Annotated in this window: 16 protein-coding genes; 6 read left to right on the top strand and 10 right to left on the bottom strand. The window is 66.9% G+C overall.

Annotation, left to right across the window (positions count from 1 at the left end):
- On the top strand, window positions 1-1,060 hold a 1,060-nt coding region (locus WBB14_RS00130), incomplete at its 5' end, for a SulP family inorganic anion transporter (RefSeq protein ID WP_424238029.1).
- A 73-nt stretch (window positions 1,061-1,133) separates the two neighbouring features.
- Here the strand turns inward: WBB14_RS00130 and purU are convergent.
- The 6 genes from purU to WBB14_RS00100 form a co-directional block, all read right to left on the bottom strand.
- On the bottom strand, window positions 1,134-1,988 hold the full coding sequence (purU, locus tag WBB14_RS00125; protein WP_424238028.1) for a formyltetrahydrofolate deformylase: 855 nt from the start codon (window positions 1,986-1,988) through the stop codon (window positions 1,134-1,136).
- A 114-nt stretch (window positions 1,989-2,102) separates the two neighbouring features.
- Window positions 2,103-3,212: an NAD(P)/FAD-dependent oxidoreductase gene (locus WBB14_RS00120; RefSeq protein WP_424238027.1), complete on the bottom strand. Its 1,110-nt coding sequence runs from the start codon at window positions 3,210-3,212 to the stop codon at window positions 2,103-2,105.
- Window positions 3,209-3,733, bottom strand: coding sequence for a flavin reductase family protein (locus WBB14_RS00115; RefSeq protein WP_424238026.1), 525 nt, complete (start codon window positions 3,731-3,733; stop codon window positions 3,209-3,211). Before WBB14_RS00115 ends, WBB14_RS00120 begins: the two co-directional genes overlap by 4 nt.
- A gap of 40 nt (window positions 3,734-3,773) precedes the next feature.
- Window positions 3,774-4,403: a pyridoxamine 5'-phosphate oxidase gene (pdxH, locus tag WBB14_RS00110; protein ID WP_424238025.1), complete on the bottom strand. Its 630-nt coding sequence runs from the start codon at window positions 4,401-4,403 to the stop codon at window positions 3,774-3,776.
- A gap of 105 nt (window positions 4,404-4,508) precedes the next feature.
- Window positions 4,509-5,171, bottom strand: coding sequence for a gamma-glutamylcyclotransferase (locus WBB14_RS00105; protein WP_424238024.1), 663 nt, complete (start codon window positions 5,169-5,171; stop codon window positions 4,509-4,511).
- A gap of 2 nt (window positions 5,172-5,173) precedes the next feature.
- Window positions 5,174-6,382 carry an MFS transporter gene (locus WBB14_RS00100; RefSeq protein WP_424238030.1) on the bottom strand — a complete coding sequence of 403 codons (1,209 nt, stop codon included), beginning with the start codon at window positions 6,380-6,382 and terminating at the stop codon, window positions 5,174-5,176.
- Between the two features lie 410 nt (window positions 6,383-6,792).
- Here WBB14_RS00100 and WBB14_RS00095 point away from each other — a divergent pair, with 410 nt between their 5' ends.
- From WBB14_RS00095 to WBB14_RS00080, 4 genes are all read left to right on the top strand, one after another.
- Window positions 6,793-7,977: an efflux RND transporter periplasmic adaptor subunit gene (locus WBB14_RS00095; protein WP_424238023.1), complete on the top strand. Its 1,185-nt coding sequence runs from the start codon at window positions 6,793-6,795 to the stop codon at window positions 7,975-7,977.
- 1 nt (window position 7,978) lies between these two features.
- Window positions 7,979-9,937, top strand: a complete 1,959-nt coding sequence (locus WBB14_RS00090; RefSeq protein ID WP_424238022.1) for a MacB family efflux pump subunit — start codon at window positions 7,979-7,981, stop codon at window positions 9,935-9,937.
- Window positions 9,938-9,942: 5 nt separating this feature from the next.
- Window positions 9,943-11,379 (top strand): efflux transporter outer membrane subunit, encoded by a 1,437-nt coding sequence (locus WBB14_RS00085; RefSeq protein ID WP_424238021.1) that lies wholly within the window; start codon window positions 9,943-9,945, stop codon window positions 11,377-11,379.
- Between the two features lie 587 nt (window positions 11,380-11,966).
- A complete protein-coding gene (locus WBB14_RS00080; RefSeq protein ID WP_424238020.1) occupies window positions 11,967-12,812 on the top strand; it encodes a tRNA threonylcarbamoyladenosine dehydratase in 846 nt (281 codons plus the stop codon).
- A gap of 9 nt (window positions 12,813-12,821) precedes the next feature.
- Here the strand turns inward: WBB14_RS00080 and WBB14_RS00075 are convergent, their stop codons facing one another.
- From WBB14_RS00075 to WBB14_RS00065, 3 genes are read right to left on the bottom strand one after another with little or no spacing between them, the layout of a single operon-like run.
- Window positions 12,822-13,133, bottom strand: coding sequence for a non-heme iron oxygenase ferredoxin subunit (locus WBB14_RS00075; RefSeq protein ID WP_013391673.1), 312 nt, complete (start codon window positions 13,131-13,133; stop codon window positions 12,822-12,824).
- Between the two features lie 17 nt (window positions 13,134-13,150).
- Window positions 13,151-13,624 (bottom strand): aromatic-ring-hydroxylating dioxygenase subunit beta, encoded by a 474-nt coding sequence (locus WBB14_RS00070; RefSeq protein WP_424238019.1) that lies wholly within the window; start codon window positions 13,622-13,624, stop codon window positions 13,151-13,153.
- A gap of 2 nt (window positions 13,625-13,626) precedes the next feature.
- Window positions 13,627-14,886, bottom strand: a complete 1,260-nt coding sequence (locus WBB14_RS00065; protein ID WP_424238018.1) for an aromatic ring-hydroxylating dioxygenase subunit alpha — start codon at window positions 14,884-14,886, stop codon at window positions 13,627-13,629.
- Between the two features lie 211 nt (window positions 14,887-15,097).
- Here WBB14_RS00065 and WBB14_RS00060 point away from each other — a divergent pair, with 211 nt between their 5' ends.
- A complete protein-coding gene (locus tag WBB14_RS00060) occupies window positions 15,098-16,000 on the top strand; it encodes a LysR family transcriptional regulator (RefSeq protein WP_424238017.1) in 903 nt (300 codons plus the stop codon).
- Here WBB14_RS00060 and WBB14_RS00055 read toward each other — a convergent pair.
- Window positions 15,997-16,629 carry an aminotransferase class IV family protein gene (locus WBB14_RS00055; RefSeq protein ID WP_424238016.1) on the bottom strand — a complete coding sequence of 211 codons (633 nt, stop codon included), beginning with the start codon at window positions 16,627-16,629 and terminating at the stop codon, window positions 15,997-15,999. The two genes, WBB14_RS00060 and WBB14_RS00055, sit on opposite strands and share 4 nt — an antisense overlap.
- Window positions 16,630-16,659: the final 30 nt, after the last annotated feature.

Genomic DNA, 16,659 nt, shown 5'->3' with positions numbered 1-16,659 from the left:
GCGGGCGGCCGGGCTGGCGCGCGTGCCGGGTTCGATCGTCGCGCTGGTGCTGGCGACCGCGGCGGTGGCCGTGTTCGGCCTGCCGGTGGAAACCATAGGCAGCCGCTTCGGCGGCATTCCGGCGGCGCTGCCAGACTTCACCTTGCCGGCGTTCAGCTGGGAATCGGCCAGGTTCCTGCTCATGCCCACCATCACGCTGGCGGCGCTGGGCGCCATCGAGTCGCTGCTGTGCGCGCGGGTGGCCGACGGCATGATAGGCGACCGGCACGATCCCAATCAGGAGCTGATGGCCCAGGGCGTCGCCAACTTCGTCACGCCTTTCTTTGGCGGCATGCCGGCCACGGGCACCATTGCGCGCACCGTGACCAATGTGAAAAGCGGCGCCACCAGTCCTGTCGCGGGCATGGTGCACGCACTGGTGCTGCTCTTGGTGATGCTGGCGGCCGCGCCCTTGGCGGCCTCGATCCCGCTGGCCACGCTGGCGGCCATCCTGATGTTCGTGGCCTGGAACATGGGCGAGTGGCGCGAGTTCGCCCGGCTCAAGACCTACCGCCTGCCGTATCGGGTCACGCTGGTGTCGGTGTTCCTGCTGACGGTGGTCTTCGATCTGACGGTCGCGGTGGAGTTCGGCATCTTCGCGGCCTGCCTGACCTTCATCTACCGCATCTCCAGCCTGTCGCGCGCCGAACGCATCACGGCCGCGGAGCAGCCCCTGCTGGCCGGCCAGGACGGCAAGATCGCGGTCTGGCGCCTGTACGGCACCGTCTTCTTCGGCGCCACCAAGCTGGTGGAGTCGTTGGAAGACAGCCTGCCTGCCCGCGCGCTGGTGCTGGACCTGAAGAACGTGATCTACGTGGACTCGACTGGCGCCGAAGCGCTCGAAGGGCTGAGCAAGGCGTGCGAGGCGCGAGGGGTGGCGCTGATCGTTTCGGGCCTGATGGGGCAGCCGATGGACATCGTGCGTCGCATCGGCCTGTACCAGCGGCTGCTGGGACATCTGCAGCCCGACGTGGCGAGCGCCACGGCCGCCGCCTTGGCGATGGCGGAGGCGAGTTCCTAGGCGGGCGGAAAGAGGACGGCGCGGGGGCGCCGCCCTGATCGTGAGGGGCCGCCCTGGCGGCGGTCCCTTGCGTCTAGCGGAAGACGACGGTCTTGTTGCGGTTGAGCAGGATGCGGTGCTCGACGTGGCTGCGCACGGCGCGCGACAGTACCAGGGACTCGATGTCGCTGCCGACCTGGGTCAGGTCCTGGGCGGTCATGGTGTGGTCCACGCGTTCGATGTCCTGGTCGATGATGGGGCCTTCGTCCAGGTCCGAGGTGACGTAGTGGGCGGTGGCGCCGATGATCTTGACGCCGCGCGCATGCGCCTGGTGGTAGGGGCGCGCGCCCTTGAAGCTGGGCAGGAAGCTGTGGTGGATGTTGATGGCGCGGCCGTTCAGCGCGCGGCACATGTCTTCCGACAGGATCTGCATGTAGCGGGCCAGCACCACCAGGTCGATGCCTTCCTTATCGACCAGGGCCAGCACCTGCTGCTCCTGCTGCGTCTTGGTGTCGGCGGTAACCGGCAGATGGTGGAACGGGATACCGTAGGACGCCGCCAGGCCGGCGTAGTCGTTGTGGTTCGACACGATGGCGGCCACTTCGGCGTGCAGATGGCCGCTGTGCACGCGGAACAGCAGGTCGTTCAGGCAGTGGCCCTGTTTGCTGACCATGATCAGCAGGCGTTCCTTGCGACGGGCGTCATGCAGCTTCAGTTCCATGCCGTATTCGGCCGACATGCCGTCCAGCCGCGCCCGCAGATCGTCCACGGACACGCCGGCGGGCACGTCGAAGTGCACGCGCAGGAAGAAGCGGCCGGTCTCTTCATCGCCGAACTGCTGCGAATCCAGGATGTTGCAGCCCAATTCGAACAACAGGCCGCTGACGCGGTACACGATGCCCGTGCGGTCGGGGCAAGACAGGGTCAGGATGTAGTCGTTGTGCTGCATGGTTCAGGAGACAAGAAAGGAGAAATGGGGATGGCAGTGTAGAGCCCGCGAGCCGGGCAGCCTCAAGGGAGGGCGGCCCCTGCGGGGGGCGGCAAGCGTGCGCGGCGTCGGGACTTATCCATTCAAGCGGGCCAGGGCCTCTTCCGCCAGGGCCAGGCTGGAGGTCAGCCCGGGGGATTCTATGCCGAACAGGTTCACCAGGCCGGGCACGCCATGCGCGGCCGGGCCGGCAATGACGAAGTCGGCCGCCGGTTCGTGAGGGCCGGAGATCTTGGGCCGGATGCCGGTGTAGCCCGGCGCCAGGGCATCGTCCGGCAGGGCCGGCCAATAGCTGCGCACGGCCTCGTAGAAGACTTCGGCGCGGGCCGGATCCAGCGTGTAGTCCTCGGTGCCGACCCATTCGGTGTCGGGACCGAACTTGGCCTGGCCGCCCAGGTCCAGCGTCAGGTGCACGCCCAGGCCCGCATGTTGCGGCACCGGGTAGATCAGGCGCGAGAAAGGCGCGCGGCCGGACAGCGTGAAATAGCTGCCCTTGCACAGGTAATCGGCGGGGATGCTGGATGGCGGCAGGCCGTCGATGCGGCGCGCCAGCGCCGGCGCATGCAGGCCGGCCGAATTGATCAGCACGTTGCAGCTCAGGGTCATGCCCTCGTCGCCGCCGAACTGCAGGTCGAAACCGCCCTCGGGGCGGACCCGGCCGGACACCAGCGGCGTGTGGAAGACGCATTGCGCGCCCGCATTTTCGGCGTCGCCCTGGAACGACAGCATCAGCGCATGGCTGTCGACGATGCCGGTGGACGGCGAGGACAGCGCGGCGGTGCAGCGCAGCGCCGGCTCCAGGCCCATGGCGTCCTCGCCGGAGATGAACTGCAGGTCGTCCACGCCATTGGCGCGGGCGCGCTGGGCGATGCCTTCCAGCTGCGCGGCCTGTTCGGTGGTGGTGGCGACGATGAGCTTGCCCAGCCGCTTGTAGGGCACGCCGCGCTCGGCGCAATAGGAATACAGCAGGTGCTTGCCGCGCACGCAGAGGCGGGCCTTGAGGCTGCCCGCCGGGTAGTAGATGCCGGCGTGTATGACTTCGGAGTTGCGAGAGCTGGTGCCGGTGCCGATGGCCTCGGTGGCTTCCGCCACCAGTACCTCGCGTCCGGACTGGGCCAGCGCCCGCGCGATCGCCAGGCCCACCACGCCCGCGCCGATGACGACGCAATCCACATCCACGCTCATGGCGCTTTCCTTTCCGACGGTGCGCCGGCCGGGGTCAGGTCGAAACCGCCGGCATGGAACACCAGCGGCGGTTCGCCGCTATGGCCGCAGCGCTCCACTTCGCCCACCATGATGACATGGTCGCCCTCGACGTAGCGGCTGCGGTTGTGGCATTCGAACCAGGCGGCGCAATGGCCGTCCAGCATGGGCGTGCCGCCCGGCGCGTGGTGCACCGTCAGGCCGGCGTAGCGGTCCGGCGTCTTGCCGGTGGCGAAGCGGCGCGCCAGCGCGATCTGCTCCGCGCCCAGCACGTTGACGACATAGCGCTCGCACTGCTCGAAGGCGGCCAGCGACGACGAGTTGCGCGACAGGCTCCACAGCACCAGCGGCGGGTTCAGCGACACGGAGTTGAAGGAGCTGACCGTCAGCCCGATGGGCGCGCCATCGAGGCCGGCGGCGGTCACGACGGTCACGCCCGTGGCGTAACGGCCCAGCGCGGTGCGGAAAAAGGCAGCGTCAAAATCAGGGGAGGAGGCGGTCATGCAATCGTTGGTTGGGGGCGGGCGCGCGCGGCGCCCGGCATCAAGGCGACAGGCGTTCGATCTTCCAGCCCTGGCCGTCCGCGACATAGCGCAGGCGGTCATGCAGGCGCGAGGGCCTGCCTTGCCAGAATTCGAAGGCGGTGGGCTTCAGGCGGTAGCCGCCCCAGTGCGGCGGGCGCGGCGGCTGTTCGCCGAAGCGTTCGCGGAACTCCTGTTCGCGGGCTTCCAGCTCTTCACGGGTGATGGGCTGGCTCTGGCGCGAGGCCCAGGCGCCGATGCGCGAACCGGCGGGCCGGCTGTGGTAGTAGGCGTCCGACTCGTCGTCGGCCACTTTTTCGACCACGCCTTCGATCCGGACCTGGCGCTCCAGCGGCTGCCAGAAGAACAGCAGGCCGGCGCGCGGCTGGGCCTGCAGGTCCAGGCCCTTGCGGGATTCGTAATTGGTGAAGAACGTGAACCCGCGCTCATCGAAGCCCTTGATCAGGACGATGCGCGCGCTGGGCTGGCCGCCGGCGTCCACCGTGGCCAGGGTCATGGCGTTGGGTTCGGGGACCTTGGCGGCCAGGGCCTCGTCGAACCAGCGGGTGAATTGTTCGAACGGGGAGGCAGCGGCCTGGCCTTCGAGCAGCACGTTCTTGTCGTAGCTTTGACGCAGATCAGAGACGGACATGGGGCGAGTAGTTCAGCGTTGATAACAAGGAGTTTATACCGCCTGGAAGGCGGTACCCTTATTGACCCCGCTCAGGGCGCAGGCAAGATTTGCCGGGTGCGCGCCTCAGGCGCCTTCCGGCAGGGTATGCCCGTCCAGTTCCAGCCGGCGCGCGATGGCGTCCAGGCGGGCGTCGTGGATGCCGGCGGCGCGTAGCGCCTGGGCGGTCTGCACCACGTATTCGGTGCAGGGGCCGTAGCGGCCGGCGGCCCGGCGCACGATGGCCAGCAGCTCGGCCTCGGGCAGGGCGCGGATGTAGGCCGGGTTGTCGCGGTTCATGATGAAGACCAGCGCCCGCACGGTGCCGGCTTCGGTAGTGCAATTGATCCAGCGCGGCAGGTAGGCGCCGGTGGACATTTCGCGCTCCCAGAGCGCGGGGAAATAGGTTGGCACCTGCTGGCCTGCCAGGCGGTAGACCACCCCCCGGCAGGAGCCGCCACGGTCCAGGCCGAACACCAGGCCCGGGCATTCCGGGGTGCCGCGGTTGACCCGCGACCATAGGCACAGCGCCCGGTGATGGCCGCGCAGGGTCGCCAGCCGGCGTTCCACGAAGTCGAAGTCGGGGCGCCAAATCAGGGAGCCATAGCCGTACACCCACACGTCTTCGCCGGACTGCCAGTGGCGCAGGGCCTCATCCAGGGATGCCTGCCGCTCTTCGTGGGTCCAGAGGCGAAAGGGCAGGCTGGCGCCGGCGTTGCCGGCGGCGGGAGGGGAGGACTGCATGTTCACGGCTACGGTTTACGGTCAGACTCGATCGGGGGATTGCGGTTGGCCCAGCCTCCGGCCATCAGGGCGATGGAATAGGCCCAGAAGAGGGGGGCTACACCAATTACCGCACCGAGCGCGCCGAAGGTCAACGGCAGGGAGACCTGCGAGCCGTTGATCAGGGCCATCCGCAGGCCCACGGCCTCGGCGGCGCGGCCCGGCGGCGAATGCTGGTGCAGCAGGGACAGCATGCTCGGCTGGCAGCAGCCCAGAGCCAGTCCGAGGATGAAAGACAGCACGATCAGGACGGTAACGTCGGTGAACAGCGGATAAAGCATGAAATCGATGGCGGCTGTCGCCATTGCTACCCGCACTAGCGTCCAGGACCGCACTCGGCGCTGGATAAGGGGCAATATCAGGCGGATAACGAAAGTTGCCGCCGCGAAGGACGCGAGAATGATGCCGATCGTGGTGGCCGACAGACCGATGGCGACGCCGAAAATGGGCACGACGAACAAATGGGTGTCCCATGCGCCGGACAAAATGGTGTTGACCATCAAGATGCGGCGTAACGCGGGCACTTCCAGCAATTCAGTAACGCGGCGCTTTTCGGCTTCTTTTTTGCCAGACAGCTGTGAATCTACCGCCTTCAATTGGTGACGTAAGGCATAAAGGCCACCCGCCGACAGCAGCGGCCCCAGGGTCAACAGACCGAAGGCCAGGCGCGTGCCCAGATGGTCGATGGCCAGCCCCGCGATTAGCGGACCCGAGAATCCGGACCCGGCCAGCGCCAGCGACATGAAGGAAAAATTGCGCAACCGCTGAGCCGGTTCCGCGTGGCCCAGCAGGTCCTGCGTGGCGACCTGATGCAACATGAAGCCGATGCCGATGCAACAGGAAGCAATCAGCAGGGCGAACTGGGTCTGCGAGATGAAGGGCAGCGCGGTGCCCGAGGCGACCAGGGCCGTGCCGATGGCCAGCGGCCGCACGATGCCTACCCGATCGACCCAGCGGCCGGCGCGCACCGAGAACAGCATGGGCAGCACCGCGAACACCGCGACCAGCGTGCCGACCTTGAAGGTCGACAGGCCCATTTGCAGCGCGGTGAGCGAGACGGTGATCCGTCCCCCAGTCAGCGCGACGTGATTCATCATCGCCAGCAGGCACAAAAGCACCGCCCCGGAAAATTCTGGGGAACTGGGTGACGAAGAGGGGGATCTATGAGAAGTGGACACGGATACGGCGCAACTGCGTTCATTCTGGCCATATCGTCGGCCTATGTCGAGACACGGCTGTTTTGCAGCGCCGCAAACGCATATTGGCGCCAATCGCATGATAGCGGTCATCTAAGGGTGAACTCGCATGCTAATGGCGCAAGATGGCGGCACGTTCGCCGCATCTGCGGGTAGGGTGTTTCAAGGGTGGCGGACAAAGCGTTGTATCGTTCATGCAACGGAACAATCGCGCCACCCTTGACGTTCCGCCCCGCTTTACTGTTTTTCACCGTTTTGCCACAGATCGTCGATGGTTCCGGCGGACGAGACGTTTAGGATGAGCAAGCATCAAGGGCAAGGTCGCTTGCCTGGTCCGCAATTCGCAATACCGGCGCCGGTCCGAGAGCCCAGCGCCACATCCGGCAGGTTCAATGAAAAAGCCCCGCAGCAAGTTCAAGCGCTACTCCCTGATCGCCGTTTTGCTCCTGTTAGCCGTGTTCGGCGTGCGCGCCGCGTTCTTTGCCGCGCCGCCGCCGCCTACTTTCGCGGTGGCCGAGGTCACCCGCGCCAATCTTGAGGACAGCGTCCTGGCCAGCGGCACCATCGACGCCATCGAACGCGTCAGCGTGGGCGCCCAGGCCACTGGGCAGTTGAAATCCCTGAAGGTGGCGTTGGGAGACCGCGTCAAGAAGGGCCAACTGGTCGCCGAGATCGACGACATGACCCAGCAGAACGAACTGCGCAACGCCGAAGCCGCCCTGCAGACCCGGCGCGCCGAACGGGCCGCCAAGGTCGCCATGCTGAAGCAGGCCGAGCTGGCCTTCCGCCGCCAGCGGCAGATGCTGGCGGCCGACGCCAGCTCGCGCGAGTCCTATGAGAGCGCCGAGGCCACGCTGGGCGTGACCCGCGCCGAAATCGCTTCGCTGGACGCGCAGATCGCGCAAGCCGAGATCCAGGTCGACACCGCCCGCGTCAACCTGGGCTACACCCGCATCGTCTCGCCCATCGACGGCAAGGTGGTGGCGGTGGTCACCAAGGAAGGCCAGACGGTGAACTCGATCCAGAGCGCGCCCACCATCATCAAGGTGGCCCAGGTCGACACCATGACCATCAAGGCGCAGATATCTGAAGCCGACGTCACCCGCGTGAAGCCGGGCCTGCCGGTCTACTTCACCATCCTGGGCGAGCCCGACGAGCGCTACCGCGCCCAGTTGCGCGCGGTGGAGCCGGCGCCGGACTCGGTGCAGAAAGACGACGCGACAGCCTCGCTGACCGGTTCGTCCAGCGGCAGCTCCACCACCGCCGCGGTCTACTACAACGGCCTGTTCGACGTGCCCAACCCGGATGAGAAGCTGCGCATCTCCATGACTGCCCAGGTTTTCATCGTGCTGGGCGAAGCCAAGGACACGGTCGTGGTGCCGGCCTCGGCGCTGGGCAAGCGCGGCGAGGACGGCCGCTACGCCGTGCGCGTCGTCTTGAAGGACAACAAGACCGAAACGCGCCAGGTCCGGATCGGCATGAACAACAACGTCCAGGCGCAGGTGCTGGAAGGGCTGGAGGTGGGCGAGCGCGTCGTGTCGGCGGATGCCGCGCCGGCCGCGGCGCCGGGGGCCTGACATGGGCGGGCCTTTGATCTCGCTGAAGGGCGTGCGCCGCGAGTTTCCCGCGGGCGAGCAGACCATCGCGGTGCTGAAGGACGTCGACCTGGCCATCGAGGCCGGCGAAATGGTGGCGATCGTGGGCGCGTCCGGTTCGGGCAAGTCCACCCTCATGAACATCCTCGGCTGCCTGGACCGGCCGACCCGCGGCGAGTACCGGGTCGACGGCCGCAGCACGGGCGAACTGGATCCAGACGAACTGGCCGAACTGCGCCGCGAGCATTTCGGCTTCATCTTCCAGCGCTATCACCTGCTTTCCGACCTGACGGCGCAGGGCAACGTCGAGGTGCCGGCGGTCTACGCCGGCAAGCGGCGCGAGGCGCGCCTGGCGCGCGCCGACGAGCTGCTCAAGCGGCTGGGCCTGGGCGACAGGTCCGGGCACCGGCCCGGCCAGTTGTCCGGCGGCCAGCAGCAGCGCGTGAGTATCGCGCGGGCGCTGATGAACGGCGGCGACATCATCCTGGCCGACGAGCCGACCGGCGCGCTGGATACGCATACCGGCCAGGAAGTGCTGCGCATCCTGGAAGAGTTGAACGCGGCCGGCCACACCATCATCATCGTCACGCACGATATGAACGTGGCCCGCCACGCCCAGCGCATCATCGAGATCAGCGACGGCGAGATCGTCGCCGACAAGCGCAATCCCGACGCGCCGCGGCGCGAGCATGTCAAGGAGGATGCGCCCGCGTTGGCCGCGCGGCCCGTCTGGCAGGCCTATCTGGACCGTTGCGGCGAGGCGCTGCGCATGGCGCTGCTGGCCATGAACGCGCACCGGCTGCGCACCTCGCTGACGATGCTGGGCATCATTATCGGCATCGCGGCCGTAGTGTCGGTGGTGGCGCTGGGCGAAGGGTCGCGCCGCAAGATCCTGGACGACATCAGCGAGATCGGCACCAACACGGTGGAGGTCTTTCCCGGCAAGGACTTCGGCGACGAGAAAGCCGTCAATATCCGCACCCTGGTGCCGGCCGACGCGGAGGCGCTGGCGCGCGAGTCCTATGTGGACAGCGTCACGCCGGAAGTCTCCACCAACAACACGCTGCGCTTTCGCAACGTGTCGGTGACCGGCATGATCCAGGGCGTGGGCGAACAGTATTTCCGCGTGCGCGCCATCAAGCTGGCCCAGGGCAAGTTCTTCGACGACACCAGCGTGACGCGGCGCGCGCAGGAAGTCGTGATTGACGAGGCCACCCGGCGTAAGCTGTTCGGCTCGCATACCGAGCCCATCGGACAGGTGGTGTTCCTGGGGGCCATGCCAGCGCGCGTGATCGGGGTGACGCAGAAGAAGGACACCGTATTCGGCAGCAATGACACCTTGAACGTGTGGATCCCCTACACCACGGCCTTGTCCCGCGTGCTGGGCCAGCAGCACCTGAAGAGCATCACGGTGCGCGTCAACGACGCCGCGCCGCCCGCGGCGGCGGAACAGGCCATCGTGCGCACGCTGACGCGGCGCCACGTGACCAAGGATTTCTTCGTGTTCAACACGGATGCGATCCGCAAGACCATCGAACGCACCACGGCCACCATGACCTTGCTGGTGTCCATGATCGCGCTGATTTCGCTGATGGTGGGCGGCATCGGCGTCATGAACATCATGCTGGTGTCCGTGACCGAGCGCACCCGCGAGATCGGCGTGCGCATGGCGGTGGGCGCGCGGCGCAGCGACATCATGCAGCAGTTCCTGATCGAGGCGGTGCTGGTGTGCCTGATTGGCGGCGCCATCGGCATCGTCCTGTCCCTCGGGCTGGGCGTGCTGGTGTCCAAGGCCACCCGCGGTTCGTTCCAGATGGTTTATTCCACGGCATCGATGGTGGCGGCATTCAGCTGCTCGACCTTGATCGGTGTGCTTTTTGGCTATTTGCCGGCGCGCAATGCGGCGCGCCTGGATCCCGTCGAGGCCTTGGCCCGGGAATGAGGAAAATGAAAGCGGTTTCCCTGATCTGCAAACCGGCCGTCCTGGCGTTGCTACTGGCCCTGGGCGGCTGTGGCAGCCTGCTGCACACCGACTACGAGCCGCCGTTGACCTCCACGCCCGCGGCCTGGTCTCATGCGTCGGCCGGCAGCGCCCAGCCCGGGCCGCTGGTCGATGGCGGCGAGTGGTGGCGCAACTTCAGCGATCCGACGCTCAACGGCCTGGTTGATGCCGCTCTGGCGCGCAACAACGACCTGGCCGCCGCCGCGATCCGGGTGCGCCGGGCCCAATACCAGGCTGGAATTACCGAGGACAAGCTGTTGCCGCAACTGGGCGGCAGCGCCGATGTGACGCGCAACCGCAATCTGTACGGCGATCGGGCCATCTCCCGTACCAACGCGGCGCAGCTCACCGTCAGCTACGAAGTGGACCTGTGGGGCAAGCTGTCCAGCCAGCGCGACGCGTCGCAGTGGGACGCGCTGGCGACCGAGCAGGACCGCCAGAGCGCCGCGCTGTCCCTGGTGGGCACCACCGCCACGCTGTATTGGCAGACCGCCTTTATCAACCAGCGCATCGCCAGCAGCGCCGAGAGCATTGCCTATGCGCGCAAGACGCAGGACCTGGTGCGCGCCCAGTACGCGGCGGGCGGCGCGTCGGCGCTGGAAATGGCCGAGGCCGAACAGACCGTGGCCAGCCAGGAAGCCGCCCACGCGCTGCTGGTGCAGCAGCGGGTGGAGTATGGGAACGCGCTGGCCATCCTGTTCGACGGCCCGCCGGACCGCATGATGGCCGACCCCGCGCGGCTGCCGCAATATCCGCTGCCGCAAGCCCGCGCTGGCGTGCCGGCCGAACTGCTGGGCCGCCGTCCCGACCTGCGCGCGGCTGAACTGCGGCTGCGCCAGTCCCTGTCCACCGTCGACGCGACCCGCGCCAGCTTCTATCCGCCGCTGACGCTGACCGGCGCGTTGGGCAGCTCGAGTCCGACGCTGTCCGATGTTCTGAAGAACCCGGTCGGTTCGCTGGGGGCGGCGCTGACGTTGCCGTTCCTGCAATGGAACCAGATGCAGCTCAACATCAAGATTTCCAAGGCCGACTACGAAGAGCGTGTGGTGAATTTCCGGCAGGCGCTGTACCAGGCGATGGCGGACGTCGAGAACGCCTTGTCGAACCGCACGCAGCTGCGTTTGCAGGGCGAGCAGCTGGATGCATCGTTGAAGGCGGCTCGCGAGGCCGAGCGGCTGTACGAAGTGCGCTATCGGGCGGGGGCGGTGCCGCTGCGGGACTGGCTGGATGCGCAGGAGAAGCGGCGGGTGGCTGAGGTTTCCCGGGATGAGAATATGTTGAATCGGTTGGTGAATCAGGTGACGGTTTATCAGGCGCTGGGTGGGGATGATGTTGGTGGTGGTGGTGCTGAGTCCGCTGCTGGGGCGGCGGTTGGTTCTTAAGACGCCTGGCGCGTCGGGAGCCTGCGATGCGCGGGGCAACGATTGCGGTCCGGAGCCTTCGCTCCGGACTTCCCCTGCCTCATCCTCGTTGCCGCCTGCGGCGGCTGCCTTCGGATTCCGTCGGGCTTATCGACGCCCCGCGCATCGCAGGCTCCCGACGCGCCAGGCTCCGTTTTTGAAACTTGGCGTCCGCCGGGGAAGCTGGTTTTCGTAGGGTTCTCGCCGACGGTGGGGGTGGGCGAAGGTCTTGCGTTGCCCGCCCCAGGCCGGCCGCCCGGGCGGCCTCTTGGGGCTTACGCGCTGTCTTGCGGTTGGTGATGGCGCTGCGCGCTTCTGATGATCTGTGCGCGAACAGGAAGCGTTGTTGGCCGACGAGCTGCATATGAATGCGCGCCGCATCAGCGCGCAGCGTCATCCGCACAACTAACGATACCCATATGCCAAAAAAGGCCGCCCGCGCGGCCGTTTTTTGGCATCCCCGCAAGCTCTTTCTCTCCTTCTCGCCAGGGAGAAAAACGCCAAGCACACAGCCCGCCCCGCCAGGCGTCTAAAGAACCAGAACACCGTCTGCAATAAAATACGCCCCCATGAACACCCCCGATCACCCCCAGGACCCCGCCGCCGACCTCGACCGCCGTTTCGGCAGTCTCTCCCGTCTGTACGGCCCCGAAGCCCCAGCTCGTCTCCGCAATGCCCACGTGGCGATAGCAGGCCTGGGCGGCGTAGGTTCCTGGACCGTCGAAGCCCTGGCCCGCTGCGGGGTAGGTGCGCTGACCCTCATCGACCTCGACCACATCGCCGAATCCAACGTCAACCGGCAGATCCACGCCCTCACCGCCACGCTAGGCCAATCCAAGGTCGATGCCATGGCCGAGCGCGTGCTGGCGATCAACCCGGAATGCCGGCTGACCCGCGTGGATGACTTCGTGTCGCCCGAGAACGTCGCCGAGGTTCTGCCCGGCCCGTACTCCGTCATCATCGACTGCACCGACCAGGCCGCCGCCAAGATCGCGATGATCCTGCATGCGCGGGAAATCGGCGTGCCCATGCTCCTGTGCGGAGGCGCGGGCGGCAAGACCGATCCGCTGGCCTTGCGCGCCGGCGACCTGTCCGCCGCGGTCAACGATGCGCTGCTGTCCAAGCTGCGCAACAAACTGCGCCGCGAGCACGGCTTTCCACGGGCTTCCGACCAGAACGGCAAGGCTTTGAAGCGCGTGCCGAAGATGGGCATCCATGCCCTGTGGTTCGACCAGCCCGCCATCCTGCCCGACGCCTGGACCCGCCCCACCGAAGGCGAGGACGATATGGGCGCCTCGGGCCAGGCGGCCCTGGCGCCGCAAGGCCTGTCCTGTGCCGGCTACGGCTCGGTCGTGACCGTCACGGCCGCCATGGGCATGGCGGCGGCCAACGAAGCGCTGCGCCTCGCCGTCTGAACAGCGGCCCTACAACGCCACGAACACCACGCCGTCCTCGATCCTGACCGGATAAGTGGCAATGTTCTCGCGCAGCGGCGAACAGAGCGCGCGCCCATCGCGCACGTCGAAGCGCCCCTGATGCAGCGGGCATTCGATTTCATGCCCCATCAGAAAGCCATCGCACAGCCGCGCATTGCCGTGCGTACAGAGGTTGGCGGTGGCGTAGACCTCGCCGTCCACGCCATACAGCGCGATCTCGCGGCCGCCGGCCTGCACGGCGATGACGTCTTCCTCAGGCACTTCGTCCCGCGCGATGGCCTTGATCCATTGCGTGCTCATAGCTGTCATGTCCTTGGTCAGATGGGATAGATAAGCGAATTCGGCACCAGCTCGCTGTCGAAGATGCACAGCCGCGATTCGAACTTGAGTCCGTCCGGGCCGCGCTGAACCACGTCCAGATAGCGGCCCACGTTGAACACCGTGGTCAGCTGGCTGGGCTTGGTGCGGAACACGGCGTAGTTGGCCTCGGACTCGATGCGGTCGCCCTGCACCGACAGCACCCGCGGCGCGCCCACCACGTGGCGCTGGTAGTAGGGGTCGTGGAAGATGGTGTCGGTGGCGCCGTAGATGCGGTCCTTCAGCATGCCGCGGCTTTCGAAGGACAGGGTCGCCAGCGGATAGCCGCGCTCGTGGTTCTCGCGCGGCAGCACCTTGTAGACGCAGTCTTCCAGGAAGAAGTCGGGCCATTTCTCCCATTCCTCCGCGTCCAGCGCGGCGGCATAGTCGTTGTACAGACTGGTCAGTTGGTAGTAGAGAGCGAAGTCCAGCATCGTCAGGCCTCCATGACCCGCCGCCAATACGCGTACATGCCGCGGATCAGCGTTTCCGTGACCATGTGGTCGGTGTTTTCGGCGGTCTTGCCGCCCAGTTCCGCCACGCTGCGGTGCCAGGGCTTTTGTTCGAAGCCCGACTGCGAGAATTCGATGACCTCGCCGTCGTCCGCGGACACGAAGCCCGCCGGGCCGAACAGATTGGCCTGGCGCAGGCGGCGGCGCGTCATCTCGGGCGTGTCCTCGGCGAAGCCAAAATGGGTCCAGACGAAGTCGAAGGCGTCGTGGCCCACCGGCTGGATGTGGCGGGTGGACAGCGAATTCACCTGCTGCTGGATGATGACGCTGGGGAACAGCGTCATCAGCACGGCGGTCGGGCCGTTCCACCAGGGCTCCGGCACGATGTCCAGGAAGCGGTCGTCGTTCAGCGACATCTGTTCCTTGAAACTGGACACGCCGCTGGTCACGCTGCCTTTGCCGCCCTGGCCGCGCGTCGAGATCATGGCGGCGTGGCGATAGTGGCGGTCCATCTTCAGCTCGGAGCGGTTGTCCGCCCGCCACAGGCCGAAGGTGACGAACCAGGTGTGCAGCAGGCCGGGGTGGTAGGGATCCTTGATGTTCTCCTGCATCAGCTTCCAGTTGCCCGGGATGCGCTGGCGGCTGTAGCCGTGGATCACCAGTTCGCGGCCGTCAAAGACGCGGTCGAAATAATGCAGGATGTCCGGTCCCAGATAGTCTTCCAGCGGCTCCACGTCCTGATCGAACGACGCGAACACCACGCCATTGCGGCAGGCCACGGCCAGCTTGGTCAGGCCGTGCTCTTCCGGCCTGAAGTCGGGCGGCATGCCGCCATTGACCTTGCCATCCTGCTTGACGCCGCGGCGGAATGGCACGCCGATCAGGTTGCCCTGCAGGTCGTAGTTCCACTGGTGGTACGGACAGACGAATTCGCTGCGGTTGCCGGAGCGCTCACGGCAGAACTGCACGCCGCGGTGGGCGCACACGTTTTCCACCACGCGCACCTGGCCGTCGTTGTCGCGCAGCAGGATGACGGAGCGCTCGCCCACGGCGGTGCGCTTGAAGTCGCCCGGCTTGGGGATCTCGGCTTCCAGGCCCACGTAGCTCCAGTGCGCGCGGTAGAAGAACCGCTCCATTTCGCGCTGGTGCAGGGCAGCGTCCGTGTAGACGCCGAAAGGGATGCGATGGGAGCCGTCGCCTTGCCAGCGCGGGGCGAATTCGATCGGTTGCTCGGGGGCGTTCATGATCCGCTCCGGCTACAGGGCGCGGCGGCGGGCAGCGTACAGGCACGCATGGCTAGTCTCCTTGGTTCGGCGGACCGCGGGGACGGTCCGGCAGAGCCGGCGCGGCATAGGCGCTGGCGTTTGTTGCATCATCGGGCAGGTTGTGAAATAAATAAATAGAATCTGCACAATGAGATAAATCACCAGAATCAATATTGGTGGAGACAAGCCGATGAACCTGCAAGACGTGGACCTGAACCTGCTGGTCGTCTTCAATGAACTATGGAAGCACGGCCGGGTATCCACCGTGGCCGAGAGCCTGGGCATCTCGCAACCCGGCGTCAGCAACGCGCTGGGCCGGCTGCGCAAGCTGCTGGGCGACGAGCTGTTCCTGCGGACTTCGCGCGGCATGGTGCCCACGCCCTATGCGCAGGACCTGGCGCAGCCCATCGCCGCCGCGCTGGAGGCGCTGCACAGTACCCTGAACGCGCGCGCCGCGTTCGACCCCGCGCACAGCGGGCGCGCCTTCGTGATCGGCGTGAACGATGTGGGCGAAAGCTATTTCCTGCCGCGGCTGATGCGCGCGCTGGACCGCGCCGCGCCGAATGTCACGGTGCGCACCGTGCGCACCACCTCGATCGATGTGAAGGACGAAATGGAGCGCGGCCGCATCGACCTGGCCATGGGCTTCCTGCCCGATCTGAATAGCGGCTTCTTCCAGCGTCTGCTGTTCCGCCAGCCCTATGTGTGCATCTTCCGCCGTGACCATCCCTTGGCGCGCACTGGAGTTTCCGCCCGGCAGTTCCGCGCGGCCGAGCACGTGGCCATCGCGTCGGAAGGCACGGGCCACGGCGTGGTGGACCAGGTGATAGGGCAGGCCGGCATCCGCCGCCGCCTGCGCCTGACGGTGCCGCACTTCATCGCGGTGGGGCCGGTGCTGGCCGCCACCGACATGATCGCCGTGGTGCCGCAGCGTTTCGCCGACTGCGCCTGCGGCCCGTTCGGCCTGGCGACGGCGCCCTGTCCGGTGAAGATCCCGGAGTCGGTCATCAATGTGTTCTGGCACGCCCGCAACCACCGCGAACCGGCCAACCAGTGGCTGCGGCAGGTGGTGGTGGACGAGTTCGCGGATTAGGCCTCGCGCAGCGTTACGGGAAGCCAGCCGCGCAGCGCGTTGGACAGGCGAATCTCGTCGGCGGCATGCAGGTCGGCCAGGGTCAGGACGCGCTCTTCCACGTTGCCCGTTTCGAGCAGTTCGGCACGCTGCACGCCCGGCAGGCAGCCGCTGTCCACGGGCGGCGTGTACCAGTCGCCGTCCAGGCGCAGATAGACGTTGCTGCGGCTGCCTTCACAGAGTTCGCCGCGTTCGTTCAGGTAGAGCAGATCGAAGATGTGCGGATGCGAGGGCAGCCATTCGATGGTCTTGGTGTACCAGGGGCGGTAGGTGGTCTTGTAGCGCAGCAGCGGCTCGGAAGAGCGCAGCGCTTCGGGCGCCAGCATGGCTTCCTGCAAGGCGGGCAGGGGCGGCAGCGGCGCGGTCTGGATGTTGCGGCTACCGTCGCGCGCCACCAGCAGGCGCAGCCGGTGCGGGCCAGGGGTGGACAGGCCCAGCGCGGTGATCATGATGTCGGCTTCGACGGCCCGGCCGCCCCAGCCATAGCCCAGGGCCTTGCAGGAGGTTTCCAGGCGCTTGAGGTGGCGCGCCAGCAGCGGCACGCGTCGTTCGGCATCGACCAGGATGGTCTCGATCAGTTCGGGTTGCATGGGAGTCTCCTGGTGTGTAGATGCGCTGCC

It is taken from the genome of Achromobacter sp. (genome assembly GCF_049647645.1).
Classification (GTDB): domain Bacteria; phylum Pseudomonadota; class Gammaproteobacteria; order Burkholderiales; family Burkholderiaceae_B; genus Achromobacter.
Note: the sequence above shows the minus strand (reverse complement) of the source record. Positions and strands in the feature narration are given on the sequence as shown.

What these genes read in the sequence shown, in the direction of transcription:
- purU (WP_424238028.1), bottom strand. Translation starts at nt 1,988, where the DNA reads ATGCAGCACAACGACTACATCCTGACCCTGTCTTGCCCCGACCGCACG.
- WBB14_RS00120 (WP_424238027.1), bottom strand. Translation starts at nt 3,212, where the DNA reads ATGAGCGTGGATGTGGATTGCGTCGTCATCGGCGCGGGCGTGGTGGGC.
- WBB14_RS00115 (WP_424238026.1), bottom strand. Translation starts at nt 3,733, where the DNA reads ATGACCGCCTCCTCCCCTGATTTTGACGCTGCCTTTTTCCGCACCGCG.
- pdxH (WP_424238025.1), bottom strand. Translation starts at nt 4,403, where the DNA reads ATGTCCGTCTCTGATCTGCGTCAAAGCTACGACAAGAACGTGCTGCTC.
- WBB14_RS00095 (WP_424238023.1), top strand. Translation starts at nt 6,793, where the DNA reads ATGAAAAAGCCCCGCAGCAAGTTCAAGCGCTACTCCCTGATCGCCGTT.
- WBB14_RS00090 (WP_424238022.1), top strand. Translation starts at nt 7,979, where the DNA reads ATGGGCGGGCCTTTGATCTCGCTGAAGGGCGTGCGCCGCGAGTTTCCC.
- WBB14_RS00085 (WP_424238021.1), top strand. Translation starts at nt 9,943, where the DNA reads ATGAAAGCGGTTTCCCTGATCTGCAAACCGGCCGTCCTGGCGTTGCTA.
- WBB14_RS00080 (WP_424238020.1), top strand. Translation starts at nt 11,967, where the DNA reads ATGAACACCCCCGATCACCCCCAGGACCCCGCCGCCGACCTCGACCGC.
- WBB14_RS00075 (WP_013391673.1), bottom strand. Translation starts at nt 13,133, where the DNA reads ATGAGCACGCAATGGATCAAGGCCATCGCGCGGGACGAAGTGCCTGAG.
- WBB14_RS00070 (WP_424238019.1), bottom strand. Translation starts at nt 13,624, where the DNA reads ATGCTGGACTTCGCTCTCTACTACCAACTGACCAGTCTGTACAACGAC.
- WBB14_RS00065 (WP_424238018.1), bottom strand. Translation starts at nt 14,886, where the DNA reads ATGAACGCCCCCGAGCAACCGATCGAATTCGCCCCGCGCTGGCAAGGC.
- WBB14_RS00060 (WP_424238017.1), top strand. Translation starts at nt 15,098, where the DNA reads ATGAACCTGCAAGACGTGGACCTGAACCTGCTGGTCGTCTTCAATGAA.
- WBB14_RS00055 (WP_424238016.1), bottom strand. Translation starts at nt 16,629, where the DNA reads ATGCAACCCGAACTGATCGAGACCATCCTGGTCGATGCCGAACGACGC.